The sequence below is a fragment of the Paraburkholderia diazotrophica genome (assembly GCF_900108945.1).
GTDB lineage: Bacteria > Pseudomonadota > Gammaproteobacteria > Burkholderiales > Burkholderiaceae > Paraburkholderia > Paraburkholderia diazotrophica.
Genome location: NZ_FNYE01000015.1, coordinates 27,582 through 54,314, shown reverse-complemented (window position 1 = coordinate 54,314; position 26,733 = coordinate 27,582). Strand labels below are relative to the sequence as shown.

Below are 26,733 nucleotides of genomic sequence, written 5' to 3'. Positions count from 1 at the left end.
ACCCCACGCTGATTACGCCGCCTTCGCGGACGCCATCCCCTCGTCGAGTTCGCCGCCGAGCGCATCGACAATCCCTTCCAGCAACTTCGCGAGCTCCCCTGTCATCAACATGACATCGGAATCGAACTGCTCGTCGTCGTTGAGCGCCGTCGGATCGGCGGCTTCCTTGATCACGTCGAGCGGCGTCACGCGCTTGATCGTCAGCGACGGCGTCAACACGAACGATACGCGGTCGTTCCATGTCATCGCAAGGCGCATGCACTGCTTGCCCGCTTCGATATGGCGGCGCATGTCGTCCGCTTCGAGCGCGTGGCCGACGTAGCGCACCGTCGCGTTGCCTTCGGCGGGCGAGCGCAGTTCCGTATCCTGATCCAGCGTGAAATTGACGGGGCCCTCGCCTGCCAGCAGCCAGTTCGTCATCGCGGAAACGGGCGCCTGCGCGACGCGCACGCTGCCGATCGGCAAGCGGTCGACCGACTTCACCAGCAGCCCGAGCACATCGTCGCCGAGCGCCTGCGACGCGGCATCGATCACGAGCCAGCCGTTGACGGTGTCGATCCACACGCGCGTGTCTCGCTGGATGCTGAACGCGCGCGGCAGCAGCTCGTCGGTGACTTGCTCCTTCAGATCGCGCATCTGCTTGCGGCCAGGCTTGAAGCCCTGCTGCTCTTCGAGTTCCAGCGCGCGCGCCTTCGTCACCTGCGTCACCACCGATGCCGGCAGCAGTTTCTTTTCGGCGCGGAACGTGAGCAGCATCTGCTTGTTGATCGAGTAGACGAGCGAGCCGTCATTGCGCGGCGACGCCCAGCCCTGGCGCTGCACCTCGACGCTATTGGCAGGCTGGAACGCATGCGGCGCGAGCCATTTTTCCATTTGCTCGACGCTCACATTCCACGGAGCGGGAAGACGGTGAAGCTGCAGATTCTTGAACCACATGGCGAGAACGGGCAAAAGCGCGTCATTCTATATGACGGTGCGTTTCCATGTGGGGATTGCCGGATCATCCGCGATCAACGGGCCGGATAGCAGAAACCGTAGTCCTCGCAACCGGGACAGCCGAGCCCACGCGCAGGCGCGCGGCCGTCTGCGAGCGCCAGCTCGCGCGCGAGGAATTTTTTCAGCACAGGCCGTCGACGTCGCGCGCGACGAGCTGCGGATAGCGTTTTCGAATAAGCCTTTGGATTTTTACTCAATTAATCAGAGATTTTGCCGTTAGCCCGTTGTGGGAACATTCCTTTAGCAACGGATCGACATGCAGAGCACTTACAACCTGGGTCTGGTCGCCGTGTCGCTCGCTGTCGCAACGCTCGCGTCGTACACGGCGCTCGACCTCGCCGGACGCATTTCGACGATGCCCCGCGCACGCGTGCGCCACCTGTGGCTCGCAGGCGGCGCGGCCGCGATGGGCACGGGCATCTGGTCGATGCACTTCATCGCGATGCTCGCGTTTTCGCTGCCGATACCGCTCGGCTACGACTTCGCGATCACCGGCTATTCGCTCGGTATCGCAATCGTGGTGTCGTACTTCGCGCTTTATCAGGTGGCGCGCCCCGCCCTCTCCGTCAAACGGCTCGTGATGGGCGGCGTGCTGATGGGCATCGGCATCGCGGGCATGCACTACACCGGCATGGCCGCGATGCAAATGCAGCCGGGCATCCACTATCGCCCGCCCCTGTTCGCCGCATCCATCGCGGTCGCGATCGTGGTTTCCATCGCGGCGCTGTGGATCGCACATGCATTGCGCGACGCGAACGTGCAGCGCGTGCTGACCAAGCGCATCGGCGCAGCGGGCGTCATGGGCCTTGCGATCACGGGCATGCACTACACGGGCATGGCCGCCGCCGACTTTCTGCCCGGCTCGATCTGCGGCGCGGCGCACGGCGTCGACGCGCAGTGGCTCGCGACCACGATCATGCTGTTCACGTTCGCCATTCTGATCGTCACGCTGATCCTGTCGCGCTTCGATGCGCGCACCACGTTCCTCGCCGGTTCCGTCTCTTCGCTGAACAGCCAGATCGTGCGCCTCGCCACGTATGACACGCTCACCGATCTGCCGAACCGCCGCACGCTGACCGAGCGCATCGAGCGCGCGATGGTCCTGTCGAAGTTCACGGGGCGCAGTTTCGCGATTCTGTTCATGGATATCGACGGCTTCAAGACAATCAACGATTCGCTCGGCCACGCGTATGGCGACGAAGTGTTGAAGGCGTTCGCGCACAACCTGCTGCAATGCGTGCGCGGCGTCGATACCGTGTCTCGGCTCGGCGGCGACGAGTTCGTCGTGCTCGCCGAAAACCTCGGCGCGCCGCAGGACGCGGCGAAGATGGCCGATGCCGTGCTCGAACGGATGCGCAAGGGCATCGACACGGCAAACCAGACGCTGCAGATCATGCCGAGCATCGGCATTGCGCTCTATCCGCAGGATGGCGATTCCGTCGACGAGCTGTTGAAGCACGCCGACGCCGCGATGTACGAAGCGAAGCGCGGCGGGCGCAGCGCGTATCGCTTCTTCGAAGCGCACATGAACGAAGCGGCGATGCGCACGCTCAAGATTCAGAGCGCGCTGCACGAAGCGCTCGACAGAGGCTATTTCTCGCTGCATTTCCAGCCGAAGTTTCGCGGCGACAGCGGCGACGTGGCAGGCGCGGAAGCGCTGATCCGCCTGAACCATCCGGAGCTCGGCGCGCTCGTGCCGATGGACTTCATTCCGATCGCCGAGCGCTCGGGGCAGATCGTGCAGATCGGCTATTGGGTGCTGCGCGAGACGTGTCGCCAGATACGCAGCTGGGAAGCGTGCGGCCTGCCGCCGACGAAGGTCGCGATCAATCTGTCGCCGCGCCAGATGGCGCAGCCGGACCTGATCGGGAAGATGCTGGACATCGTGCACAGCGAAAACGTCGATTGCAGCCAGATCATGTTCGAGATCACCGAATCGGTCGCGATGCAGGACGCAGCCAGAACGACCGATATGATCCGCGAATTCCAGAACAGCGGCTTCGAAATTTCAATCGACGATTTCGGCACCGGCTATTCGAGCCTTGCCTATTTGCAGCGCTTCCGCGTGAAGCAGCTGAAGATCGACCGCTTCTTCACGAATGGGCTCGACGCACACGGTCATGAAGGCAGCGCGATCGTGCAGGCGATCATCGCGCTCGCGCATTCGCTGGAAATGGACGTGGTGGCGGAAGGCGTCGAAACGGCCTCGCAACTCGACAAGCTCAAGGACTTGCAATGCGACGAGATGCAGGGCTTTCTGCTCGGCAAGCCGCTCACGGCCGACGCGTTCAGCGAACTGCTTCAGAACCGCATGACGGCTGCCTGATTCGCGCCTGAACGTGGCTTGCCGCCTTGCGCCGCGAATGAAAAGCGGCAAGCCTTCGCAGAAACGTTATTGATCGGCGGCTTGCGCTTCGTGGCCCGCATGCGGCAGATGCCCTGTCGCGTGCTCGATGTACGGGCTCGTGACGGCGGGCGTCATTTCGCGGCGAGTCAGTTTGCCGTCGACTGATGCGCCGACATCCATCCGCAACTGCTGGTAGGAGATGTTGCCCGTGATGTGGGCGTTCTCCTGCAACTCGACGAAGTGATCGGCGATCACGTCGCCCGTAATGGTGCCGTTGATGATCACGTCGTAGCCGTACACGTTCCCCGTGATCGAGCCGCGATTGCTCAGCACGAGCAGCGTCTCGCATCCCGCCTTGCCCGTGACGTTGCCTTTCACATGGCCGTCCATGCGCAGGCCTTCGCTGAACTCGAGGTCGCCCGTCACATACACGTCGTGCGCGATCAAGGTGGCCAGTTTGCTCTGGGTGATGCCAGGTGACTTCTTCTTGCTGAACATGTTCGATATCGGGTTGAGGTTGAGCACGCGCCGGCCACGGCGCACAGGGCGCCGCACTAACGGCGCGAATGACTCTGGCCTTGCAGGAACAGCACCTGAGCCTTGAGCCGGCCGACTTCGACAGCGAGTGCGTCGGCCGACTTCTGCACCGCCGCGCGCGATGCCACTTCCTGTTTCAACGCAAGTTGCGCGCGCATCAGTGCGTCCTGCACTTCGTCGCGCGAAGTCGGCGTCGTCGGTGTCGTGGGCGTCATGGGTGTCACGCATGACGCGTGCGTTGCCGCGATGTGCACGTCGTACCCGCGCACCGCCGCTCCGCCCGCCGCGAGACACGCGACACATGCGATGCAGGCGAGCGCCCGCGTCGCGATGCGCGCGGCCCGCGAGCGCACGGGCTGCAGCATGTACGCGCGCTGCGTGATGCCGCGCCCGCGCAACCGGCGCAATGAGCCGATGCGATCAGCCATGAGACGGCTCCATGAAAAGTGCGAGATAGTCGGCGGGATCGACGGGCGCGCCGTTGACCAGCACCTCGAAGTGCAGATGCGGTCCCGTCGAACGGCCCGTCGAGCCGATGTCGGCGATATGCTGGCGCGGCAGCACGAGCTCGCCTTCCTGCACGACGAGGCGCGACGCGTGCCCGTAGCGCGTGATCAGGCCGTTGCCATGATCGATTTCGACTGCGTTGCCATAGCCGTTCTCCGGACCCGCATGGATCACGCGGCCGCCCGCTGCGGCGAGAATCGGCGTGCCCGCCATCGCGACGAGATCGACGCCCGGATGAAAACTGAGGTGATGCGTGAACGGATCGACACGATTGCCGAACGGCGATCCGAAGTGCGCGCCGTCGACGGGCATACGGCCCGGAAACGACTCCCAGTTCGCGACGTGCATCGTCGTTTCCTGCTCCAGCGCAGCGAGCGTCGCGACGAGACAGCCGATCTGCTGATGAATCGCGACGGCGTCGCGCACCCGTTCGGATATCAGTTCGTCGCAGCGGCGCGGCGGCAGCGACGGACCGCCTTGGCCCGTGATCTCGCCTATTATCCCGCCCGTTATCACGGCCGCATCGCTGGCCTTGTCGTTCGTGCTTTCGCCGGGTTTGCCGGGTGTGCCGACGGATGCGGGATTGTCGTCGTTGCCCTCGTTCGCTTTTGCCCGGACTTCGCTGGCAGCGTCCTGGCTCTTGCCGCTGCCCGCCTTCCCGGCGCCCTTCGCCGCCTGCGCGCGGTCTGCCTTCTTGTCCGGGCCGCCGAGGATCACATCGTCGCCTGCATCGTCGCCGAGCAAATCGCTCGCGGAAAGCGCCGGCGATGCGAACACGGGACGCGGCAAGCTCTTGATCGTCTTCAGCCGCGTTTCGAAATCGTGCAGCGTCGCGACCTGCGATGCGAGACGCGTCAGACGCGGCTGCATCTGTTCGATTACCGCATTCAGCTTGCCGAGCTCCGCGATCGTGTAGTCGCGCCGGACGCGGCTGTCGCCCGACTGCGCGGCCGCGTCGCTCTTCGGCCACGCGCGGCCGATCATCACGCCCGCCGTCAACGCCAGCGCAAAACTGCCGCACGCGACCAGCACCGCGATCACGAACGCGCTGCGCCGCGTGACGAAACGCACCGCACCGTTCGTCAGATTCCGGCCCGTGCCCCAGATCAACGACATCAGGACGCGCCCCTCGTCGGGCTCGCATTGTGACGCGGCATGCACACGCGACGCGATGCATGAGACGTCAGCGGACGCACGATGAGTTGAACGACGTGTGGCACAGCGGGTTGCACGGTGAAGCGATGAATCAGCATACGCAGGATGACGAATCGATCTGAGTGTGATGAAAAACGGGTGGCGCGAATTATCACGCCGCCCGTCAAACGCACATCTCAAATTGGACGGCATCGGATTCGTCGCAATCCGATGCCGGTCCGCGACTCGCACGGCTCGCGCCATTCGTGCGAAACGCAGCGCCAGAACAGCCGGATCGCAATCCGGCGAGCATCACATGCCCGTCATCAGCCGATCATCTGCGCCAATCGCTCGCGCAAGGTTTCGCTCGCACGCGTCATCGGCGCGCGCAGCTCGTTTTCGATCAGACCCAGCGCGGCGAGCGCCGCCTTCACGGGCGCGGGATTCGGCTCGGACGTCAGCAGGCGGATCAGCGGCACGAGCGTTTGAAAGAGCGCGCGGCCTTCGTCGAGGCGCCCCGCCTTCAGCGCGCGGTCCAGCGCGACGAAGCGCTCCGGCCACACATGCGCGGACGCCGCGATCGCGCCGCTGCCGCCCATGCAAAGCGTATCGAAGATGCGGATGTCGTCGCCGGCGAGCACCTGCAGGCGGCCGTCGAGTATCAGCGTGTGCGTCGTGTCGAGTGAGCCCGCGCAATCCTTGACGGCCCGAATGCGCGGATGTGCGGCGAGCGAGAGCAGCGTGTCGGGCTCGATGCGCACGCCGGTTCGCGCGGGAATGTCGTAGAGCACGACGGGATGCTCGCTGGCGTCGGCGAGCATCTCGAAGTGCGCGGCGATGCCCGCTTGCGATGGCCGCACATAGTACGGCGCCGAGATCAGCAGCCCCGCGAGCGGCAGTGCGTTCAGGCGCAACACGCGCTCGCGCATGCTGCGCGCGTTGTTGCCCGATATGCCGACGATCACGCGCAACGTGCCGCGCGCGGCATCGAGCGTGGCTGCGAGCACAGCTTCCTGCTCGTGCGCGTCGAGCGACGACGGCTCGCCTGTCGTGCCGAGCGCGACGATGCCGGCGACGCCCGCTTGCGCGTAAAGCTTCACGAGCCGGCGCAGTGCGCTTTCATCGACGGAGCCGTCAGCGGCAAACGGCGTGACAAGGGGAATCCAGATACCCGAAAAATTGGACATGACTGTTCTCGAACGCGACCGTATAGGAACCGTTCAGCGGCGAGGAAGCAGTATCGGAGCGGGAGTTTGAGAACCGGGCTGGATAAGGCTGTTCCGTCGCACATCTGACGGAACAGCAGCTCCGGTCAGATGAGCGGCTGTTTTTTGGCTTTGGAAGCGGCGCATGCCTGCGCAGTGGCGACGCGCGCGAACGCAGCGAGCAAAAGCGCGCTGGTTTCGACACGTTCGCGAAGCATCGAGGCCGTTTCCATGGACGGCAGTGTAACCGCAAAGCGGTGCGGCTTGCCGCCGGCGTTGCATCCGGCGTGCGGGAGCGTCGCACGCCCGGCGAGTCGATGCACGAATTCGCTTGACTTCCTCGCGCAGCGAATTAATATACGCACCGCGTATATCGATCAATCTCCCGACGAAAAAAGAGGCAGCCCATGAGCGTCCCGCAACAAGCCTTTCTCCGTGACGCGATGCGGCGTCTGAACCTCACCCGCGACGGCTTCGCGACGCGCATCGGCGTGTCCAAGCGCGCGCTCGACACGTGGCTCCTGCCTGACGACTCGCAGGAATCGCGGGCGATGCCGGAAATCGTCGAGCGTTTCGTATCGGAGATCGTCGTCAATGGAGCGCCGGCAGAAAAATATACGCAAAGCGTAGATTCGCAATCGCTCAGCAGCCAGATTCTGTTCGAAGGCAAGCCGCAGCTGCTGTCCGTCGATCAGTTCTCGCGCGACTCCGTCGAGGCGCTGTTTCGCGTCGCGGACATCATGCAGCCGATCGCGCGCCGCCGCAAAATCTCGCGCGTGCTCGAAGGCGCGGTGCTCGGCAATCTGTTCTTCGAGGCCAGCACGCGCACCCGCGTGAGCTTCGGCGCGGCGTTCTGCCGGCTCGGCGGCTCGGTGTGCGATACGACGGGCTTCACGTTTTCGTCGATGGCCAAGGGCGAATCGATCTACGACACGAGCCGCGTGATGGCCGGCTACGTCGATGCCCTCGTGATCCGCCATCCGGAACAGGGCTCCGTGGCCGAATTCGCGCGCGCGACCAACATTCCCGTGATCAACGGCGGCGACGGCCCTGGCGAGCACCCCAGCCAGGCGCTGCTCGACCTGTACACGATCCAGCGCGAGTTCTCGCGTCTCGGCAAGATCGTCGACGGCGCGCATATCGCGCTGGTCGGCGACCTGAAGTACGGGCGCACCGTGCATTCGCTCGTCAAGCTGCTCGCGCTGTATCGCGGCATCAAGTTCACGCTGATCTCGCCGCCGACGCTCGAAATGCCCGCGTACATCGTCGAGCAGATTTCGCGCAACGGCCATGTGGTCGAGCAGACGCACGATCTCGCGAACGGTCTGCGCGGCGCGGACGTCGTCTACGCGACGCGCATCCAGAAGGAGCGCTTCGCGGACGAATCGTTCGAAGGCTACACGCCCGATTTCCAGATCAATCAGGCGCTCGTCGATACCGTGTGCGGTCCCGACACGCTGATCATGCATCCGCTGCCGCGCGACAGCCGCCCCGGCGCGAACGATCTGAGCACGGACCTGAATCACGATTCGCGCCTTGCGATCTTCCGCCAGACGGACAACGGCATTCCCGTGCGGATGGCGATTTTCGCGGTGCTGCTCGGCGTCGAAAAGCTGGTCCAGCATTCGATGCGCGATGCGGCCTGGCGTCCGCCCGCCTATCTCGGCCCGGACGATGCCGTGTTTCATGGCATCGACTGAGCGAAAGCCGGATTCGAAGAAGAACGCGCCTCGATGTTGGAGGCGCGTTTTGTTTTGCTCGCCATGCTCGCCGGGGATCGAGCCCTGACGCGATTCCGCGTTCATCGAAATGTTGGGCCTCGTCACCGAAACGGCCGGCGCTTGCAGCGCGGTTTTGGTTTTTCGAAAAACGTTCTATGGTTAAACGTGCGTCGGCTTTTGCACGCACGGGGCTCAACGGCCCATGACGATTCTTCGGGTGCTTCTGTCGCAACGCCCCGCACGTCTCACAGCTTCGCCTGTTGCCAAGGCCTGGCCAAAGCCCGAGCAGGTTCTCAAACGCGATTCGGCAGTCAAGGAGAGTGAGTGATGAAGATCGTTGTCATCGGCGGAACCGGCCTGATCGGCTCGAAGACCGTCCCCATTCTGCGCGAGGCGGGCCACGAGGTCATCGCGGCGTCGCCTAGGAGCGGCATCAACGCGATCACCGGCGAAGGGCTCAGCGAGGCCTTGACGGGCGCACAAGTGGTGATCGACCTCGCCAATTCGCCGTCGTTCGAAGACAAGGCGGTGCTCGAATTCTTCGAGACCTCCAGCCGCAATCTTCTCGCCGCCGAAGCGGCAGCGGGCGTCCGGCACCACGTCGCGCTCTCGATCGTCGGAATCGAACGCTCGCCCGACAACGGCTATTTCCGCGCAAAGGTCGCGCAGGAAAAACTGATCGTGACCTCCGGCGTCCCGTACACCATCATCCGTTCGACGCAGTTCTTCGAATTTCTCGGCGGCATCGCCGATTCGAGCACGGACGGAAACGTCGTCAAGCTTTCGCCTGGCTTCTTCCAGCCGATCGCGTCGGATGACGTGGCCGCCGCCGTCGCCGATGTCGGGATCGCGCCGCCGCGCAACGGCATCGTCGAGATCGCGGGCCCCGAGCGCGCGCCGTTCGACGAATTCATCGCCCGCTATCTGAAGGCCGTCGGCGATTCGCGTGAAGTCGTGAGGGATTCCAACGCGCGATACTTCGGCGGCCTCGTCGAAGAGCAATCGCTCGTACCGCTGGGCGAAGCGCGCCTGGGCCGCGTCGGTTTCGACGAATGGCTGCGCCGCTCTAAGGCAGCGAGTTGATCGCGCAGCCGCCCGCGACGGCGAGATGATACGCAATGTGACATCCCGCCAGGCGACTTCGAACGATCAACGTCGAACGGTCAACTTCGAACGTTCAATTCGAGTCCCGGTGATAGGTCGCGACGTACCGCTCTTGCGCGATCACTTTTCCATGCATCTGATAAGCGACGAGCGCGGGACTCGACGCCGTCTTCACGTCGATCTGCGCAACGCTGAGCGCCGATGCCGTGACGACATATCGATGCGTCTCTCCTTGAGGCGGGCAAGGTCCGCCGTATTTCGACTCGCCGAAATCCGTCAGCGTTTCGAGGGCGCCCGTCGGCAATGCGTTGGGATTGCCGGAAGCGCCCTTCCCGATCGACGATTCCGACGCCGGTATGTTGACGACCTCCCAATGCGTCCAGCCGAGTCCACCCGTCGGCGCATCGGGATCGTGGATCGTCACGGCGATGCTCTTCGTGCCCGGCGGAACGTTCGACCACGAGATGCGCGGCGAAACATTGTCGCCATGACAGCCGAATCCGCCATACACCTGTTCGTTCGCGAAGCGCCCGTGGTTCAGGTCATCGACCTTGACCGTGAACGGTCCGGCAACGGCCATCGCCGGCATGATCGCCAGAAGCACTGAAGAGCAAAGAGTCGTTCGCAAAAGGACGTTCAATCGCATGATGCGCTCCGTTGAGGGACAAGGGTGAACTTGCGATCGAACGATAGCGATCAACGGAACATCGCGGAAGCGAGCCTCGCGAATCACCGCGTTGTCTTGCGCGCAACGTCCCGATACGATGCGTGCCTTATTCAAACTCGCCTTCGAACTCCTATCAGGCTTCGACAATGAATAACGCTGCGCAGCCCCAGGTTGGCGTCGGGGTCATCATCGTTCGTGATGGATCAGTGCTTCTCGGGAAGCGGGCCGGCTCGCACGGCGCGGGCACATGGGCACCTCCGGGCGGACACCTGGAGTTCGGCGAAAGCATCGAGTCGTGCGCACGGCGTGAGGTGCTGGAGGAAACCGGCCTCACATTGAATGCGATCAATCCCGCGCCCTACACCAATAACGTGATGCCCGATGTTCACAAGCACTATGTCACCTGCTTTGTCGAAGCCACGGTCTCGATAGACGCGCAGCCAAAGCTCATGGAGCCGGACAAGTGTTCGGTATGGACGTGGTTTCGCTGGACGGACCTTCCGGAACCGCTCTTCGAACCGATGAAGAGCCTCGTGCGGACGGGATTCGTACCCACTGTCGCGCGAACGACCGAAAACCGTACGGTTCGGTCGGGCCATCGCGGCACGCAATGACCGTCTTTACCTCTTCTGATCGCGCCGTGCCGATGATGCCGTGTCGATGACGCGCGCGCATCGCTTCGGCATGGCCGTTGCTTTATCAAGAACAGGCGCGCCTGATTTCGATTGCGTGCCGATGGATCAGAGACAAAGCGGCAAGGAGACGGCCATGAAAGGCGATACGCATTCGCTGCGCGCACAGATCGAGAAATGGTTCGGCTACGCGCAGCCGATCTCGGTTCGCATCTCGCGCGCACAGGGCCAACCGCACGCGATGTCGGGCTGCAAATGCGTCAGCGTATCGCAGACGTCCGGACCGTATGCAATCGTCTTCTTTCGGCACGGCGACAAATCGTGGCGCGTCTACCCACCCACGGCAACGCGCCCGACATTGAATGCCGTTTCGCGCGTCGCGTGAGAGGCCACCAGGTTGTCAGAAACCGGATGAGCGCTATGCCCCGCGCCGGCGCACATCGCTCACCGCGGCAAGCAGATCGTATCGGCGCAACTTCTCGTACAGCGTGCTTTTAGCAATGCCCAGTTGCGCGGCCGCTTGCGTGAGATTGCCGCGATGCCGCGCCAACGCCTGGCGGATGTATTCGGCCTCGGCCATTTTCAGCGAATCACCCGTTGCCGCAACCGCTTCATGCAACTCCTGTTGCGCGGTCTGCGCCGCAGACGGACGCGCTGCGCCCACTTCAGCGGGCAGCTTGTCCGCTGTGATCGCGGGGCCGTCGGCAAGCAGCAGCGCGCCCTCGATCGCGTTGCGCAGCTCGCGCACGTTGCCGGGCCACGCGTAGTTCAGCAGGCACGCGTACGCCTCGTCGTCGAACGACCTGGGCTGCAGGCCGTAACACTCGCATAAGTGCCGGAGCCAGTACGCGATCAGCGCGGGCAGATCTTCTCTGCGCTCGCGCAGACTCGGTATCGACACAGTCGTCACCGCGATCCGGTAGAACAGGTCCATGCGGAACGCGCCCTTCGCGATCGCCTCCTTGAGATCGCGATGCGTCGCGGCGACGAGCCGGAAGTTCACCTTGCGCGGCGTGTTCTCGCCGAGCCGGTAAATCTCGTTCTCTTCGAGCACGCGCAGCAGATGCGGTTGAATGTCGAGCGGCATCTCGCCGATCTCGTCGAGAAACAGCGTGCCGCCATCGGCCGCCTCGATCTTGCCCGCCGCGCCCGACTTGCGCGCGCCCGTGAACGCGCCCTCCGCGTAGCCGAACAGCTCGCTTGCCAGCAGGTCTCTCGACAGCCCGCCGCAGTTGAGCGCGACGAACGGCCCGTCGGCGCGTTCGCTCGCCTGATGGATGCCCTGCGCGAACAGTTCCTTGCCGACACCCGTATCGCCGAGCAGCAGAACGGGCACCTTCGACGGCGCAAGCTGGCGCGCCTTGTCGACGGCCGCGCGCAACGTACTGCTGTCGCCGACGATGCGCCCGAACGCACTCGACGCATCACGCGGCCTATCCCGCCCGCGCACGGACGTCGCGGACGTGATTGCGCCGCGCACGTGCGCCGTCCCCGGTATCACGACCATGAACCCCAGCACGACGGCCCCTTCGCGCAGCATCTCGACGTGCGCGTAGCGCAACCACGCGGGCGCATTTGCCGTCACGGGATGATGGGCCTTCGGATCGATTCCGGGCAGCACGAAGCCCGCATCGAATTGCACGTCGAAGCCGAGACGGCGCAGCGCCGGCACGACTTGCGCATTCGCCTTGACGAGCCGCCCTTCGTCGTCGACGACAAGAATCGCATCCGACGCATGCGAAGCGAAACCGGACGTGCAGCGATCCAGTAGACGCAGACGCCGCTCCATCGCGTCCTTCGCGAGACGGCTTTCGATGCGCCCCGCGAGCGACACGGCGAGCGCAAGACTGTAGCGGCTATACGTATCGGCGAGACCCGACACGTCGATCACGCCGAGCACGTGACCGTCGATGGGATCGCGTATCACTGTCGCAGAACAGGTCCAGCGTTTGATCCCCGCGCAAAAGTGTTCGGCGCCGTGAATCTGCACCGCCTGCTTCAGCGCGAGGGCCGTGCCGATCGCGTTCGTGCCGCAATTGAGTTCGGTCCAGTTGCAGCCGGGTATCAGCCCGACTTCGCGCGCGGGCTCGACGATGCGCAGCTCGCCTTCCTGCTGAAGAATCGCGCCATCGGGGTTGGCGAGCAGCATCACGGTGCCCGTCTGCGACAGCAGTTCCCGCGTTTGCTGCATCAGCGGCACGCTCGCGTTGAGAAGGCGCACGTTCGTCTCGCGCCACTGCATCAACTGGTCGTCGCCGACGGGCGGCGGTGCGTGATTCGCGGCGGGATCGACGCGGCTCACAAGGCAGCGCTGCCACGAATGATCGACGACGCTGCGCACGTCGGTGGAATGCCACTCGTCTCCACCGACCAGATGCTCCCACGCGGCCATGATGCTGGCATCGTGCTGCGGACTGGAAAACCAGTCCATCGGCGTTCCTGTCTGTTGCATGCGTGTCTCCTGACGGCCCGTGAGGATGCCGAGCCGCGAGGCCGTGTGATCGGCCTTTTCATCGAATTGTGAGGTTGCCCGGCTATCGTCGAGCGGAGTCGAGCGGACGTTCGCTCTGCACATCCTACTCCGATAGTGGCCGCCTCCGGGCACGGCGGCGACGTCTGAAAAGCAATGGCCGCGCCAGCCGGTCCACGCATGCAAGCGACCGGCATGCCATTGCGCCACGCGTCGGCAGTGCGCATGTGCAGCGCCCGAAAACAAACCGGCCGTCCGAAAATCGAACGGCCGGAAATCGAACACGCTTCACACCCTGTGTCAAAAGCGGACACAGCCGCTACGACGCGTCAAACAGCAGACTAATCGACGCGCTCGGGCACGGGCAGGTTGACCCATTCCGAGTAGAACGCGTCGATGTCGGGCTCGAAGTCGTGGATCACGGGATACCACGGCGTCGGGGCTTCGACATCGTGCATCGCGCCGCACGTGGGGCAGTAGTACTCGCGATACACCTGCCATTGCGTGTCGGGCGACATCAGGCGCGGATAAACCTCGTCCATCGCCTCTTCCGACTCGCGCACGAAGATGTTCGCGTGCAGCTTCCAGTTCTCGCGGTAGTCGCAGAACACGTGGCCGCAGTCGCACTGCGTGACCCACTTCTTTGTCGCCGACTGCTGCACGATGTACAGATGCGGTCCGAGCGGCAGCACGATGCGGTCTTTCCAGCCGAGCTTCTGCTGCAACGAATCGACGTACATCTGGAAGCGCTCGCTGTCCTTGGGCATCGACAGCATGCGCAGCGTCGTGTCCCAGTCGAGCTTGCCGTCGACCATGTTCCTGATCTGTTCCTTGGTGTAAGTAGACATCTCCAGCCTCTCTGATGGTTACGGTTGGATCACGTGACTCATTCGTCGACGAGCACGACGGTGCTGACATCCGGCATTTTCGACAAGTCCATGCGAAACTTCGAGCCATAGGTCGGCACATCCAGTTCGTCTTCGGTCAGCGTCCATGAATCGGGCAGTTCCCAGAACGCGCGGAAGTGCTGCTCGAACTTCTTCGACAGACCGAAGCTCGTCGCGAACATGTGCCGAACCTGCGTCGATGCGTGCTTGAGCAGAATCCGCTCGCGTTCTCCCTTCATCCATTCCTGCGTGGGCTGCGAACGCGCGAGGCGCTGGTTTCGGATCTCGATACGCAGCAGCGCCGTCTGCTTCGCATCGACCTTCCATACGCCGTGCGCGTCCTTCGTCGCGACCGCGCTGTACACCTTCTGCGCGTATTCCGGCAGCAGCAGCACGTTGTTCAGGTCGCGCTCGATCGCTTCGATCTCGCGGTCGAGCGGATCGCCGAAGCCGGGGCCGCCGCGCAGATAGTTCAGGTACAGGTCGTAGTTGCTGTAGCAGTCCTCCGTGGTCATGCACTGCTGGTCGCGCTTGATGACGGCGCCCGCGTTCAGGTGATTCTCGTAGTCGGGGAACTCGGGATTCTTGTCGCCGCCGAGCGGCAGGCTCTCGTTCAATGCGATGCGTTCCTTGAGTCCCGTGCGATGCGCCTCGAAGCGGTAGCCGGTCGCGGGCGGATAGCCGCCCATCAGCCCCCAGTCGCTGTTCATGTAGCCGTTGCCCATGAAGAACATGGTCCAGTCCTGCGCCTTCCAGACCATCCGCAGCGTTTCGAAGCCGCAGCCGCCGCGATACTTGCCGTAGCCGCCCGAGTTCGCCTTCACGTTGCGTCCGAGGTACAGCAACGGCTCGGCCATTTCCCAGATCTCGATGTCGCCCATGTCGCCTTCTGGATTCCAGATCGCGGCGGCATGATTGAGGCCATCCTTGATCGCGCACGCGCCCGTGCCGCACGACGACGCCTCGAAGCTGTTGACGGCATGGATGTCGCCATCCTGATTGATGCCGCCGCCCTGCAGCCAGTTCGACGTATTCGCGTTGCCCGCATTCACTTCCTCGAGATAGCCGCGGCTGAAGTACGCCTGCGACAGGCCGCGCCACATCGCGCTCCAGCCCGACACCAGGAAGTGCCATGCGTATGCGTGTCCCGTGCGGCGATCGTCGGGGTTCATCCATGCGCCCTTGGGCAGATGGAATTCCGTGCCGTAATACGCGCCGTCGTTGATGCGCTGCGTGGGCACGAGCGTCTGCGTCATCATCACCCAGATGCCGCTCGTGAATGCAACCTGATGTGCGTTATACGAGTGCCAGCCCCAACGGCTCGCGCCGTCGAAGTCGAGCCGCCACGAGCCGTCCTTGCGGATTTCCATTTCGACGGGCGAATGCATGATCGAGTCGAGCTTCGCGAACGCCGACGACGTCTGCACATCGGGATGGTTGTACGGCACGTCGACGAACGCGACCTTGCGATACTTGCCGGGCAGCGTCATCGCCTTGATGCGGGTCTGCAGGCCACGGCGCCCTTCCTCGATCACCTCGTAGGCGAACTTCTCGTACGCGTCGAGCCCTTCGTCTTCGATCACTTCTTCGATCAGGCCGCGAATCATATGGCACCCGGCGATGCGCGTGCGCTCGTCGAGAATCCAGTACTTCGGCGTGCGCACCGAGCGCTGGCTTTCGTGCAGCCAGTCGCGCAGCGGCGTGTCGTTCACGCCCGTCTTGCGGCAGGTGATCATGTAGCCATCGCCGAAACGCTGCACCTGTCCCGTCGACATCGAGCCCGGCGTCACGGCGCCCGTATCGATTACGTGCGTCACGCCGCCGACCCAGCCGACCAGCTTGCCGTGCGCAAAGATGGGGACGATCGTCGCGATGTCGCACGGGTGCACGTTGCCGATCGAGCAGTCGTTGTTCGTGAACATGTCACCGGGATTGATGCCGGGATTGGCTTCCCAGTTGTTCTCGATCATGTACTTGATCGCCGCGCCCATCGTGCCGACGTGAATGATGATCCCCGTCGACGTCAGCACGCAGTCGCCCGCTGCGTTGTAGAGCGTGAAGCACAGTTCGCCTTCCTGTTCGACGATCGGGCTCGCGGCAATTTTCTTCGCGGTTTCGCGCGCGTGTACGAGGCCGCCGCGCAGCTTCGAGAACATCTTCTCGTAGCGGATGGGGTCGCTCTCGCGCAATTCGAGCCGTTCAAGACCGTTATAGTGGCCCGTCTGTTCGGTGCGCGAGAGGATCGCGTCGCGGAACTGCTTGAGCGTCTGGCCGTTCTTCAGCAGATCGGCAAAGCCGACTTCCTTGCTGGACATCATGTTCATCGCATGTCTCCTTGTGTCGTCCTTACTTGACTTCCCTGAGATGGAAGAGGCGGTGCTTGTCGAGCGTGGTCGCGAATCCCTTCGGCACCACGAACGTCGTCGCATCGGACTCGATGATCGCGGGCCCCGCGATCTCGTTGCCTGGCTTGAGCGACTCCATCTTCCACAGCGCGGCGTCGTGCCATTGCTTGTGCCGGTAAAGCCGCCGCGTGCCGATGCGCGCTTCCTTCGGCGGCGTGCGGCCGCCTTCGGGGTCTTCGGGCAGCACGGGCTTTTGCGTGACCACCATGCCGCGCATGATCGCGCCCGTGACCGAGAAGCCCAGCTCCGGAGAACGCGCCGCGCTCGCATACACACGCCCGTATGTGTCTTCGAACGCTTCGACGATGCGGTCCCAGTCCTGCGCCGTCGATGCGCCCGCAATCGGCGATTCGATTTCGAGGTCGTTGAGCTGGCCCATGTACTGCATGCGAAAACCCGGGCGCAAGATCACGTCCTTCTCGTCGAACCCGTTGATGCGGAATTCCTCGATCACCTTCGCGGCCAGTTCGCCCCACGCCTTCTGGATCGTCTGCGCGGCTTGCGTCTTGTCGTCGTCGGATGCGAGCTGGGGCAGCGCGAGATCGACGCTCTTGTCGTAGCGGTACTCGAAGTCCGCGCACGCGCAGCCGAACGCCGAAAAGCCGGCGGCCCACGCGGGCACCACGACGTCCTTGAAGCCGAGACCTTCCGTGTAGCCATACGTATGAACAGGCCCCGCACCGCCGTACGAGAAGCACACGAACTCCGTCGGGTTGTAGCCCTTCGCGCTCACATTCGAGCGCAGGTACTCGCGCAACTGAAGGTCGAGCAATTCGATGACGCCGGCCGCCGCGTCTTCGACGGAGAGCCCGAGCGGGTCGGCGATCTGCGCCTTGATGTGTTCGCGCGCGCGGTTCACGTCGAGCTTGATCTGCCCGCCGAGGAAGTTGTCCGGATTCAGATAGCCGAGCACCACGTGACAGTCGGACACCGATACCGTCGTGAGTCCGCTGTCGGGCCAGCAGGTGCCGACGCGATAGCCGGCGCTGTCCGGCCCGAGCTTGATCGCGCCACTATACGGATCGAGCCGCACGAAACTGCCAGCGCCTGCACCGACTGAATCCATCGTGACGAGCGGCAGCGACAGGACGAGCCGCGCCATGTCCGGGTCGGAGGCGATCGCGAAGTTGCCTTTCGTGATGAGCGCCATGTCGAACGACGTGCCGCCGATATCCGAGCACGCGATGTTGTCGTAGCCGAGCGCTTCGCCGAGCAGCTTCGAGCCGATCACGCCGCCGATGGGTCCCGACACGATGGTCCGCGCAAGCTCTTTCGCTTTCCAGCTGATCGTGCCGCCGTGCGTCGCCATCACGCGCAGATCGAACTTCGCGCCGTGCTTGCGGAAGCGGTCGCTGACCTTCTTCAGCGTCTGCCGCGATGGCTCGGCCGCGTACGCTTCGAGCACCGTCGTGTTCATCCGGTGGCTTTCCTTGCGCTGCGGATAGTAGTCGACGGATGCGAACACGGGGATGTCCGCACGCAACGCCTTCAGTTCGTCGCGCACGATGTCGCGTGCCTGCTGCTCGCTCGTGCCGTTCTTGTGCGATTGCAACAGGCAGATCACGATGGCCTTCGCGCCGGATTCGACGAGCTCGCGCGTTGCCTGCCGCACTTCGCCTTCGCGCAGCGGAATGACGATTTCGCCCTGCACGTCGGTGCGCTCGGTGATGCCGCGCGTGCGCGACAGCGGCACGAGCGGTTCGTCGTAGCGGTGCGTGTTCAGGTGAATTCGCTCTTCGAGCGCGTAGCCGAGGTAGCTCTGGATCGCGCGGCCCATCGAGTGAACATGCTCGAAGCCCTTGTTCACCAGCAACCCGACCTCGAGGCCCTTGCGCTGCACGACGCGATTGAGCATCGCCGTGCCCGAGTACACGCACGTGACGAGCTCGGGGTAGACCTGATCGACGTCGCGCTTCCAGTGAGCGAGTGCATCCTGCGACGAATTGAAGATCGCGAGCGACTCGTCCTCGGGATTGCTCTGTGCCTTGCCGACCACGAACCGTCCGTCGTCGCGCACGAAGAAGGTATCGGTCATCGTGCCGCCCGCATCGATGCCCAACACCTGGACTTGCGAATGCCCTTCCATGTCTTTGTCTCCTGTAGTCGAAGTAGTGCGGACCGAGATACGGCCGGATAGGGCCGCGAGGCCGGGTGCGCCGCATCGTCGTGGACGACGGTCCGCGCCCAACATCGCAATGGCTATGCCATTCATGCAGGAGACGCGCGCGCAAGACCGTGCAGCAAGGCTGCGGGCGAAACAGGAAGAGCGTTGAAATGCATCGGATGCGGGCTCGCGAAGCGGCGAACGACCGGCTTTCGATCAGCGTCGGCGTTCGGATGCCGGACGGTGGAATTTGCTTTTCAGATTCGAAGCCGCTTCGATTGCTTCGAACAGGCCGGTTGACGCAATGCGAAAAGATGGGCGCGCAAGCAATTCAACCAGTGAGCAATGAAGTCCGAGCGGATCGAGGCGCAATCGCCATGACCGTGCCATGTTCGCGCCATCTCCGAGCCATGTCGGCGACACGCATGACATGCATCGATGAAGATTCGCTTTCAACGCTGCAAGAAAGACACCCTACCCATTTACTTTGTTTTCCGTTAAGTGCAACGTGAAGCCGTGACGCGCGGTGCATGCCGCTTTTGCAGCACTTCTCCTTCGTCGCGGAATAGCGCGTCTCAGGTCATCGTTTGTGAGAGGAACGGGCCGCCGTCGCGCGTCGTTTCGTGTTCCGCGTGCTCGCGGCATCGAAATTGCTCATTGAAAAGGCTTTGCCTGCATCGAATGCCGTAACGGCTTCGCTGCGGCGCAAGCCTGCATCGACCTCTGCGTCGGCCCTTGCGCCGACATTATTTGGAGCAAGCAGAACATCATGTCCAGATACACTGACTGTCCGGGTTCGTGCTCGCATCACGATGCGCACGCGCCCCATCGTGACGAGCACGACGCTGCGCCTTCCAGCTCGTCACGCCGCCGCTTCCTGCAATCGGCCGCGGCCGCGGCCGCAGTCGGCAGCGCACCCTATGCTCAAGCGCAGACGCAGACACCACCCGCAGCCGAGCCCATTGCGCGCGCAACGGTGCCGCCGCGCGCCGTGACGCTCAACATCAACGGACGCGATTACGCGATGCAGCTCGAACCGCGCGTGACGCTGCTCGACGCGCTGCGCGAATACGCGGGGCTCACAGGCACGAAGAAAGGCTGCGACCGCGGACAATGCGGCGCATGCACGGTCCTCGCGAACGGACGCCGCATCAATTCCTGTCTCACGCTGGCCGTGATGCACGAAGGCGAAACGATCACGACGGTCGAAGGGCTCGCGAGCAGCGGCAAGCTGAGCCCCGTGCAACGCGCGTTCATCGAACAGGACGCGTTTCAGTGCGGCTACTGCACGCCGGGACAGATCTGCTCGGCGACGGCATTGCTGTCGGAGTTCGACGCCGGCGCCGCGAGCACGGTCACGGCCGACGTGCGCCGTCGCCCGTCCCAACTGACGGACCAAGAAATCCGCGAGCGCATGAGCGGCAACATCTGCCGCTGCGGCGCTTACGTGAACATCGTCGCGGCCGTGCAGTCCGCGCATCGCGGCACGGTCGGCAGCGGCACGGGCGATACGTACACCACGTTCGTCATCAAGACGAGCGAAGTCGCGTAAAGGAGACCACGATGGATGCAATCTCCTACGAACGCGCCGCCGACGTCGCGGGCGCCGTGCGCGCCGCGCAGCAGCCGGGCACGATGTTCATCGGCGGCGGCACCAATCTGCTCGACCTGATGAAGGGCGGCGTGACGCGCCCCGTGAAGCTCGTCGACATCACGCGCATACAAGGGCTCGATACGATCTCGACGCTGCCCGACGGCGGCCTGCGCATCGGCGGGCTCGTGCGCAATAGCGACGCCGCGAATCATGCGCTGGTGCGCGAGCGTTATCCGTTGCTGTCGCAAGCGTTGCTCGCGGGCGCATCGGCGCAGTTGCGCAATATGGCAACCGTCGGCGGCAACCTGATGCAGCGCACGCGCTGCCCGTACTTCTACGACACCGCGTTCACCGCCTGCAACAAGCGCGAGCCGGGCAGCGGCTGCGCGGCGATCGGCGGCCACAACCGCATGCATGCGATTCTCGGCGCAAGCGCGCAATGCATCGCCGTGAATCCGTCGGACATGAGCGTCGCGCTCGCGGCGCTCGATGCGAACGTGCGCGTGAGCGGCCCGCAAGGCGAGCGCGTGATTCCGTTCAGCGAGTTCCACCGGCTGCCGGGCGAGCGCGCCGATCTCGACACGACGCTGCGCCCCGGCGAGCTGATCACGGCCGTCGATCTGCCGCCGCCCATTTATAGCGAGCATGCGCACTATCTGAAGGTGCGCGACCGCGCGAGCTACGCGTTCGCGCTCGTGTCCGTCGCCGCTGCGTTGCAGATGGACGGCCACACGGTGCGCAGCGCGCGCATCGCATTGGGCGGCGTCGCGCACAAGCCGTGGCGCGCGAGTGCTGCCGAGCAGATGATCACAGGCCACCCGCTCTCCGATGCGACACTCAGGCACGCGGCAGCCGCCGCGCTGAGCGAAGCGAGGCCGCAGCGCGACAACGCGTTCAAGGTGCGGCTCGCGCAAAACGCGATCGTGCGCGCGGTCAATCAGGCAGCGGGACGCGCGGGAGGTTTCGCATGAGTACGATGGTTGGTCATCCACTGGACCGCACCGACGGTCTGCTGAAAGTCACGGGCGAAGCGCGCTACGCAGCCGAGTTTCCCGAAGCGCGGCTTGCGCATGGCGTGCTCGTCACGAGCACGATCCCGCGCGGCACGATTCAGGCGATCGACACGGGCCGCGCCGCATCGCTGCCGGGCGTGCTGCTCGTGATGACGTATCAGAACGCGCCGCGTCTGCCGAACGGCGGGCGCCCCGCGCTCGCGCCGCCTGCGGGGCGCCGTCTGTCGCTGCTGCAGGACAACCAGGTCCACTACAGCAACGAGCCGATCGCGGTCGTCGTCGCGGATACGCTCGAACATGCAACGGATGCCGCGCGCCAGTTGCAGGTCACGTATGCCGCGCAGCCGGCGACGCTCGATTTCGCACAGGCGAAGCCGAACGGGCACGCGCCGGACAAGCCGCAGGGCCGGCAGACGGACACCTCGCGCGGCGACTACGACGCGGGGCTCGCGGCGGGCGTGGTGCGCGTCGATGCCGTCTATACGACGCCGATGGAGCATCACAATCCGATGGAGCCGCACGCGACGATGGCCGTCTGGGACGGCCCGCAGCTGACGCTCTACGATTCGACGCAAGGCGTCACGGGCACGAAGACGGCCGTCGCGAAGACGCTCGGCATGTCGCCCGACGACGTGCGCGTGATCTCGCCGTTCGTCGGCGGCGGCTTCGGCTGCAAGGGCTCCACGTGGTCGCACGTGGTGCTGTGCGCGATGGCCGCAAAGCAGACGGGGCGTCCCGTGCGGCTCGCGCTCGAGCGGCCGCAGATGTTCGGCCCCGTCGGCGGCCGGCCGTACACCGAGCAGCGCATGGTGATCGCCGCGAAGCACGACGGCACGCTGACCGCGATGCGGCACGACAGCTTTTCGAACACGTCGATGATCGAAGACTGGACGGAGACCTGCTGCATGGTCTCGCGGATGATGTACGCGGTGCCGAACCAGGCGACGACACATCGCCTCGTGCCGCTGAACGTCGGCACGCCGACCTTCATGCGCGCGCCGGGCGAGACGACGGGTTCGTGGGCGCTCGAAACGGCGATGGACGAGCTGTCGTATCAGTTGAAGATGGACCCCATCGCGCTGCGTCTGAAGAACTATGCGGAGGTCGATCCGCAGGAAAACAAGCCGTGGTCGAGCAAGGTCTTGCGCGAGTGCTACAGCATCGGCGCGCAGCGTTTCGGCTGGTCGCGGCGCAAGCCGCAGCCGCGCTCGATGCGCGATGGCAACACGCTGATCGGCCTTGGCATGGGGACGGCGACTTATCCCGCGAACCGCAGCGAAGCATCGGCGCTCGCGCGCATCATGCCCGACGGCACGGCGACGGTCGTCTCCGGCACGCAGGACATCGGCACGGGCACATACACCGTGATGACCCAGGTGGCTTCCGACGCGCTCGGCATCGCGCCGGAGAACGTCCGCTTCGGCTTGGGCGATTCGTCGCTGCCGAAGGCGCCTGTATCGGGTGGCTCGCAGTCGGTCGCGAGCGTGTCGCCCGCCGTGCGCGACGCGTGCGAGCAGGCGCGCGCGAAGCTCGTTTCGATGGCGCTCGCGGATCGCGGCTCGCCGCTGTATGGCCTGTCCGCAAGCGACGTGACGGTGCAAGGCGGCTGGGCGATGAGCAAGTCGGACCAGACGAAGCGTGATCCCATCGCGGCCATACTTGCGCGCGCGGGCGGCCAGCCGATCGAAGCGAGCTCCGACACGAAGCCCGGCGACGAGAAGCAGCGCTACTCGTTTCATTCGTGGGGTGCGATCTTCGCGGAAGTGCACGTCGACGCGGACCTCGGCACGATTCGCGTGGCGAAGATCACGGCCGTCTACAACGTCGGGCGGATGCTGAACGTGAAGACGGCGCGCAGCCAGCTGATGGGCGGGCTCGTGTGGGGCATCGGCGCGGCGCTCGAAGAGCAGACGACGCTCGATACGCAGTACGGCCGCTTCATCAACGCGAATCTCGCCGAATACCATGTGCCCGTGAACGCGGATGTCGGCGCGCTCGATGTGGTCGTGCTCGACGAGCCCGATCCGCATATCAACTCGCTTGGCTCGCGTGGGATCGGCGAGATTGGGATTACGGGTGTGGTGGCTGCTATTGGCAATGCCGTGTATCACGCGACGGGGGTGCGGGTGCGGGATTTGCCGATTACATTGGATAAGGTGATGCGGGTGTAGCGGCGGCTTGTTTTTGGTTTTTGCTTGGCTTGCTGCCGGCATCCGCAGATGCGTGGCTGTTTCAGCGTGCCGCTCCCATCCGCGAGGCGGTCGTTTGCTTTGCCCTTCGCTGGCATCCGCGTATGCGCCTCGCGGCGCAGGCGTTGCCCCTGTGCGGGGCGGCACTCACTTTCTTTGCCGCCGCAAAGAAAGTAAGCAAAGAAAGCGGGCTCACACCGCCAGTGCTTGACGTTTACCCACGGGCTCTCAACGTTCCCGAGTTTCATGCGGCAGTGTGCTGGCTTATGTTCGTTGCCAATGCTCTTGCTAAACGCCTCACCCGCCTCATGCACATGTGGCACCGCGAAGGGTATCGAAAGTTTTAGCGCCGCATGTCGGTAGTGAACGAGATTTCAGTGTCGCACAGGGCAACGCTCGCACCTGTCGCCGCATCGCGTAGCGACGGTATCCTGTGCGGTGCGAATGCCTACACACAGTTTGCCGCAAAGGGGCGCAGGAACGTTCGATGTCGCGGGCTGCAACGCGGGTACGTGAAGCAGGTGAGGCGTTCAGGTAGGGCGCTGGCAACGAAGGTGGGCCATGTGTGTTGCCGGTTGAAGGATGGGGACGTTGAGAGCCCGTGGGTGAAGGTCAAGCACTGGCGGTGTGAGCGGCTTTCTTCTGCCTACTCTTCTTTGCCGCGGCAAAGAAGAGTAGGTGCCGCCCCGCACAGGGGCAACGCCTGCGCCGCGAGGCGCTAACGCGGATGCCAGCGCAAAGGCGAAAACACCACAACAAAAGCCGTTGCAAATGAAAGCAAGTGCCGCCCCGCACAGGGGCAACGCCCGCGCCGCGAGGCGCATACGCGGATGCCAGCGAAGGGCAAAGCAAACGACCGCATCGCGAATGCCCACGGCACGCTAACAAAAACAACCAGCGTCGCAGACAGTAAAACAATAAGCCCCTTGCCTGCCATCCCGTTGCGCCGCACAATCTCCGTTCACTCCCCTTTCTGGTGCCGCCCATGGCTTATGCTTCGCTCGCCACCGGCGTGCTGCTCGCCGCCGGATATGGATCGCGTTTCGATCCGGAAGGCGTTCACAACAAACTGCTCGCCCGCTTGCCCGACGGCACGCCCATCGCCTATGAATCCGCGCACCGGTTCCTGCTCGTCGTCCCGCATGTGATCGCGGTCGTGCGTCCCGGCTCCGAAATGCTCGCCCGCGTCCTCAACGACGCCGGCTGTCACGTGATCTTTTCTGCCGACGCCGAGCGCGGCATGGGCGCGACCCTCGCGGCGGGCGTCGAAGCAAGCGAAGACTCGGACGGCTGGATCGTCGCGCTCGCCGATATGCCGCGCATCGCCGCGTCGACGATCGAAGCCGTCGCGCGTACGGTCGACACAGGCGCGTCGATCGTCGCGCCGTACTATCGCGGACAGCGCGGGCATCCCGTCGGCTTCGGCGTCGAACATCGCGACGCGCTGCTCGCGCTCGATGGCGACACCGGCGCGCGCACGCTCTTCGCCACGCACGCAGTGACCCGCATCGACGTCGACGATCCGGGCGTGCTGAGCGATATCGATACCCCTGAAGACTTGCGCAACCTGTAGCGCGCTCGACCTGTCCGCCCGCGTCTATCGAAGACGCGCCGCCCGCGTTCAGGCGAGAAGGTCCTTCGACAGGGGGAAGTCCCTTTCGGCTCCGGCTACGGCGACACCATCCGGCTTCCTCGACGCGGCCGTACCCGAGCCGCGCGCATCGCGATGCGCTTCAACAAAGCGAATACGGGAAGACTGCCTCGCCGGCTTTGGACACCGGCATGCGAGCAGAAGCGCACACAAGCAGGCACAAGCAAGCCATAAGGCATGCACCGCCCAGGCACGCCGCTTGCAATTCGCTGCTGCGGCGCGAAACGGGCGAGCAGGCTTTGCATCGTTGGTCTAAGCTGTCCACGATGACGTCAGCTCTCGCCACGCCGCGCAGCGAACGCGGCACGCCGCCGACCGACCGCGCCAGCCGCATCCGCTACGAACCCGCCGCACTCTTCTGCCAGGACCTCATGAGCGAAACCAGCCCGCGTCTGTTCATCGTGTCGCCGCATTTCGACGACGCCGTCTTCGGATGCGGCGCGCTGCTCGCGTCGCATCCCGACGCCGCCGTCTGCACCGTGTTCGCCGCGCCGCCCGAACAGGACATGCAGACCGAGTGGGACGGCAAAGCCGGCTTCGCGAGCGCGTACGAGTCGATGCGCGCGCGCACGATCGAGGACAACCACGCGCTCGCCGTGCTCGAAACGATTCCCGTGCGGCTGCCGTTTCGCGACGCGCAGTATCACGACTCGCCGTCGGTTTCCAAGCTCGCGGCGACACTGGAAGAAACGATCTACGGCTCGACGGCGAACACGCTGCTGATGCCGCTCGGCCTCTTCCACGACGATCATTGCCTCGTGTTCGAAGCGTGCTGCGAAATCCTGCCGCGCATGTCGCATCTCGAGTGGTTCGCTTACGAAGAGGCCATCTATCGGCAGATTCCGGGGCTCGTGCAGCAAAGGCTCGTCGATCTCGCCGAACGCGGAATCGTCGCGACGCCTGCGAGCCCGTCGACCGATCACGCGCCCGACCACGAGCGTCAAACGCTGCTCAAGCGCGAAGCCGTCTGCGCGTACGAGAGCCAGTTGCGCGCCTTCGGGCCGCACGGCTACGACGACGTGTTCGCCTCCGAGCGCTACTGGCGTCTGACCGTCGACCGGCAGCACAGGCACAGGCACTGATCCAGCGGGCGACGCGCGGACATGCGCCGCGCCCATCGAGCCAGCACGCTCGCCCGTCATCGCCTACGCTAATGTAAGCAGGACGCTTCGCACCGTGCCGCCGGGCCGGCGAAAGAGTCCGACATCGAAAGATCCGACATCGAAAGATCCGACATTGAAAGATCCGACATCGAAAGATCCGACATCGAAAGATCCGACATCGAAAGATCCGACATCGAAAGATCCGACATCGAAAGATCCGACATTGAAAGATCCGCCACCGAAAGGGTCCGCCACCCTCTGCCACGAGGTCATGCCATGCACACGAGTCCGATTCCCGACCCGCACGCCGATCCCACGCGCGACCCCGAGGGCGATCCCCTCACGCCGCCGTCGCCGGGCCATCACAACGACGAGCCGCAGCGTCCCGAAGGTCCGCCCGACAAGGACCCCGTCACGACGTAACAGTGCAGTGACCGCGTGCGCTCGCCGGAGCGCGCGCGTCGTCG

The 26,733-nt window shown here is 64.3% G+C and carries 23 protein-coding genes; 11 read left to right on the top strand and 12 right to left on the bottom strand.

Annotated elements, in window-relative coordinates; all coding sequences use genetic code 11:
* Positions 1 to 12: 12 nt before the first annotated feature.
* Positions 13 to 936, bottom strand: a complete 924-nt coding sequence (locus BMW76_RS19860) for a recombination-associated protein RdgC (RefSeq protein ID WP_090868318.1) — start codon at positions 934 to 936, stop codon at positions 13 to 15.
* A gap of 316 nt (positions 937 to 1,252) precedes the next feature.
* Here BMW76_RS19860 and BMW76_RS19855 point away from each other — a divergent pair, with 316 nt between their 5' ends.
* Positions 1,253 to 3,322: a putative bifunctional diguanylate cyclase/phosphodiesterase gene (locus tag BMW76_RS19855; protein ID WP_090868106.1), complete on the top strand. Its 2,070-nt coding sequence runs from the start codon at positions 1,253 to 1,255 to the stop codon at positions 3,320 to 3,322.
* Between the two features lie 66 nt (positions 3,323 to 3,388).
* On the opposite strand, the gene BMW76_RS19850 is transcribed toward BMW76_RS19855, so the two are convergent.
* From BMW76_RS19850 to BMW76_RS19830, 5 genes are all read right to left on the bottom strand, one after another.
* Complete coding sequence (locus tag BMW76_RS19850) at positions 3,389 to 3,841, bottom strand: bactofilin family protein (RefSeq protein WP_090868316.1); 453 nt, start codon at positions 3,839 to 3,841, stop codon at positions 3,389 to 3,391.
* A gap of 56 nt (positions 3,842 to 3,897) precedes the next feature.
* Positions 3,898 to 4,308, bottom strand: a complete 411-nt coding sequence (locus BMW76_RS19845; RefSeq protein WP_090868104.1) for a hypothetical protein — start codon at positions 4,306 to 4,308, stop codon at positions 3,898 to 3,900.
* Positions 4,301 to 5,503 (bottom strand): M23 family metallopeptidase, encoded by a 1,203-nt coding sequence (locus tag BMW76_RS19840; RefSeq protein ID WP_090868102.1) that lies wholly within the window; start codon positions 5,501 to 5,503, stop codon positions 4,301 to 4,303. Before BMW76_RS19840 ends, BMW76_RS19845 begins: the two co-directional genes overlap by 8 nt.
* 344 nt (positions 5,504 to 5,847) lie before the next feature.
* Complete coding sequence (gene dapA / locus BMW76_RS19835; RefSeq protein ID WP_090868100.1) at positions 5,848 to 6,708, bottom strand: 4-hydroxy-tetrahydrodipicolinate synthase; 861 nt, start codon at positions 6,706 to 6,708, stop codon at positions 5,848 to 5,850.
* 125 nt (positions 6,709 to 6,833) lie between these two features.
* Positions 6,834 to 7,049, bottom strand: coding sequence for a hypothetical protein (locus BMW76_RS19830; protein WP_090868098.1), 216 nt, complete (start codon positions 7,047 to 7,049; stop codon positions 6,834 to 6,836).
* An 84-nt stretch (positions 7,050 to 7,133) separates the two neighbouring features.
* Between BMW76_RS19830 and BMW76_RS19825 the strand changes: the two genes are divergently transcribed.
* Positions 7,134 to 8,426 carry an aspartate carbamoyltransferase gene (locus BMW76_RS19825; protein ID WP_090868096.1) on the top strand — a complete coding sequence of 431 codons (1,293 nt, stop codon included), beginning with the start codon at positions 7,134 to 7,136 and terminating at the stop codon, positions 8,424 to 8,426.
* Between the two features lie 348 nt (positions 8,427 to 8,774).
* Positions 8,775 to 9,530: an SDR family oxidoreductase gene (locus tag BMW76_RS19820; RefSeq protein ID WP_090868094.1), complete on the top strand. Its 756-nt coding sequence runs from the start codon at positions 8,775 to 8,777 to the stop codon at positions 9,528 to 9,530.
* A 94-nt stretch (positions 9,531 to 9,624) separates the two neighbouring features.
* On the opposite strand, the gene BMW76_RS19815 is transcribed toward BMW76_RS19820, so the two are convergent.
* Positions 9,625 to 10,197: a YbhB/YbcL family Raf kinase inhibitor-like protein gene (locus BMW76_RS19815; RefSeq protein WP_090868092.1), complete on the bottom strand. Its 573-nt coding sequence runs from the start codon at positions 10,195 to 10,197 to the stop codon at positions 9,625 to 9,627.
* 167 nt (positions 10,198 to 10,364) lie between these two features.
* Here BMW76_RS19815 and BMW76_RS19810 point away from each other — a divergent pair, with 167 nt between their 5' ends.
* Positions 10,365 to 10,832 (top strand): nucleotide triphosphate diphosphatase NUDT15, encoded by a 468-nt coding sequence (locus BMW76_RS19810; protein ID WP_090868090.1) that lies wholly within the window; start codon positions 10,365 to 10,367, stop codon positions 10,830 to 10,832.
* A gap of 154 nt (positions 10,833 to 10,986) precedes the next feature.
* Entirely contained in the window at positions 10,987 to 11,235 is a 249-nt protein-coding gene (locus tag BMW76_RS19805) for a hypothetical protein (RefSeq protein ID WP_090868313.1), read from the top strand.
* Positions 11,236 to 11,268: 33 nt separating this feature from the next.
* Here the strand turns inward: BMW76_RS19805 and BMW76_RS19800 are convergent, their stop codons facing one another.
* The 4 genes from BMW76_RS19800 to BMW76_RS19785 all read right to left on the bottom strand — a co-directional run bounded on the left by BMW76_RS19800 (position 11,269) and on the right by BMW76_RS19785 (position 18,698).
* Positions 11,269 to 13,302 carry a sigma-54-dependent Fis family transcriptional regulator gene (locus BMW76_RS19800; RefSeq protein WP_245763286.1) on the bottom strand — a complete coding sequence of 678 codons (2,034 nt, stop codon included), beginning with the start codon at positions 13,300 to 13,302 and terminating at the stop codon, positions 11,269 to 11,271.
* Positions 13,303 to 13,661: 359 nt separating this feature from the next.
* Positions 13,662 to 14,168, bottom strand: coding sequence for an acetone carboxylase subunit gamma (locus BMW76_RS19795; RefSeq protein WP_090868087.1), 507 nt, complete (start codon positions 14,166 to 14,168; stop codon positions 13,662 to 13,664).
* A gap of 38 nt (positions 14,169 to 14,206) precedes the next feature.
* A complete protein-coding gene (locus BMW76_RS19790) occupies positions 14,207 to 16,531 on the bottom strand; it encodes a hydantoinase B/oxoprolinase family protein (RefSeq protein WP_090868085.1) in 2,325 nt (774 codons plus the stop codon).
* Positions 16,532 to 16,553: 22 nt separating this feature from the next.
* Positions 16,554 to 18,698, bottom strand: coding sequence for a hydantoinase/oxoprolinase family protein (locus tag BMW76_RS19785; protein ID WP_090868084.1), 2,145 nt, complete (start codon positions 18,696 to 18,698; stop codon positions 16,554 to 16,556).
* 787 nt (positions 18,699 to 19,485) lie between these two features.
* On the opposite strand from BMW76_RS19785, the gene BMW76_RS19775 reads away from it, so the two are divergent.
* The 5 genes from BMW76_RS19775 to BMW76_RS19755 all read left to right on the top strand — a co-directional run bounded on the left by BMW76_RS19775 (position 19,486) and on the right by BMW76_RS19755 (position 26,245).
* Complete coding sequence (locus tag BMW76_RS19775) at positions 19,486 to 20,268, top strand: 2Fe-2S iron-sulfur cluster-binding protein (RefSeq protein WP_090868080.1); 783 nt, start codon at positions 19,486 to 19,488, stop codon at positions 20,266 to 20,268.
* 11 nt (positions 20,269 to 20,279) lie between these two features.
* A complete protein-coding gene (locus tag BMW76_RS19770) occupies positions 20,280 to 21,281 on the top strand; it encodes an FAD binding domain-containing protein (RefSeq protein ID WP_090868079.1) in 1,002 nt (333 codons plus the stop codon).
* Positions 21,278 to 23,494 (top strand): xanthine dehydrogenase family protein molybdopterin-binding subunit, encoded by a 2,217-nt coding sequence (locus BMW76_RS19765; RefSeq protein WP_090868077.1) that lies wholly within the window; start codon positions 21,278 to 21,280, stop codon positions 23,492 to 23,494. Before BMW76_RS19770 ends, BMW76_RS19765 begins: the two co-directional genes overlap by 4 nt.
* Before the next feature lie 1,003 nt (positions 23,495 to 24,497).
* A complete protein-coding gene (locus tag BMW76_RS19760; protein WP_090868075.1) occupies positions 24,498 to 25,085 on the top strand; it encodes a nucleotidyltransferase family protein in 588 nt (195 codons plus the stop codon).
* A gap of 449 nt (positions 25,086 to 25,534) precedes the next feature.
* On the top strand, positions 25,535 to 26,245 hold the full coding sequence (locus BMW76_RS19755; RefSeq protein ID WP_090868309.1) for a PIG-L family deacetylase: 711 nt from the start codon (positions 25,535 to 25,537) through the stop codon (positions 26,243 to 26,245).
* Between the two features lie 63 nt (positions 26,246 to 26,308).
* Here BMW76_RS19755 and BMW76_RS42820 read toward each other — a convergent pair whose 3' ends face one another.
* On the bottom strand, positions 26,309 to 26,539 hold the full coding sequence (locus BMW76_RS42820) for a hypothetical protein (protein ID WP_177200430.1): 231 nt from the start codon (positions 26,537 to 26,539) through the stop codon (positions 26,309 to 26,311).
* 3 nt (positions 26,540 to 26,542) lie between these two features.
* Here BMW76_RS42820 and BMW76_RS41205 point away from each other — a divergent pair, with 3 nt between their 5' ends.
* Positions 26,543 to 26,689, top strand: a complete 147-nt coding sequence (locus BMW76_RS41205) for a hypothetical protein (RefSeq protein ID WP_162849268.1) — start codon at positions 26,543 to 26,545, stop codon at positions 26,687 to 26,689.
* Positions 26,690 to 26,733 lie beyond the last annotated feature (44 nt).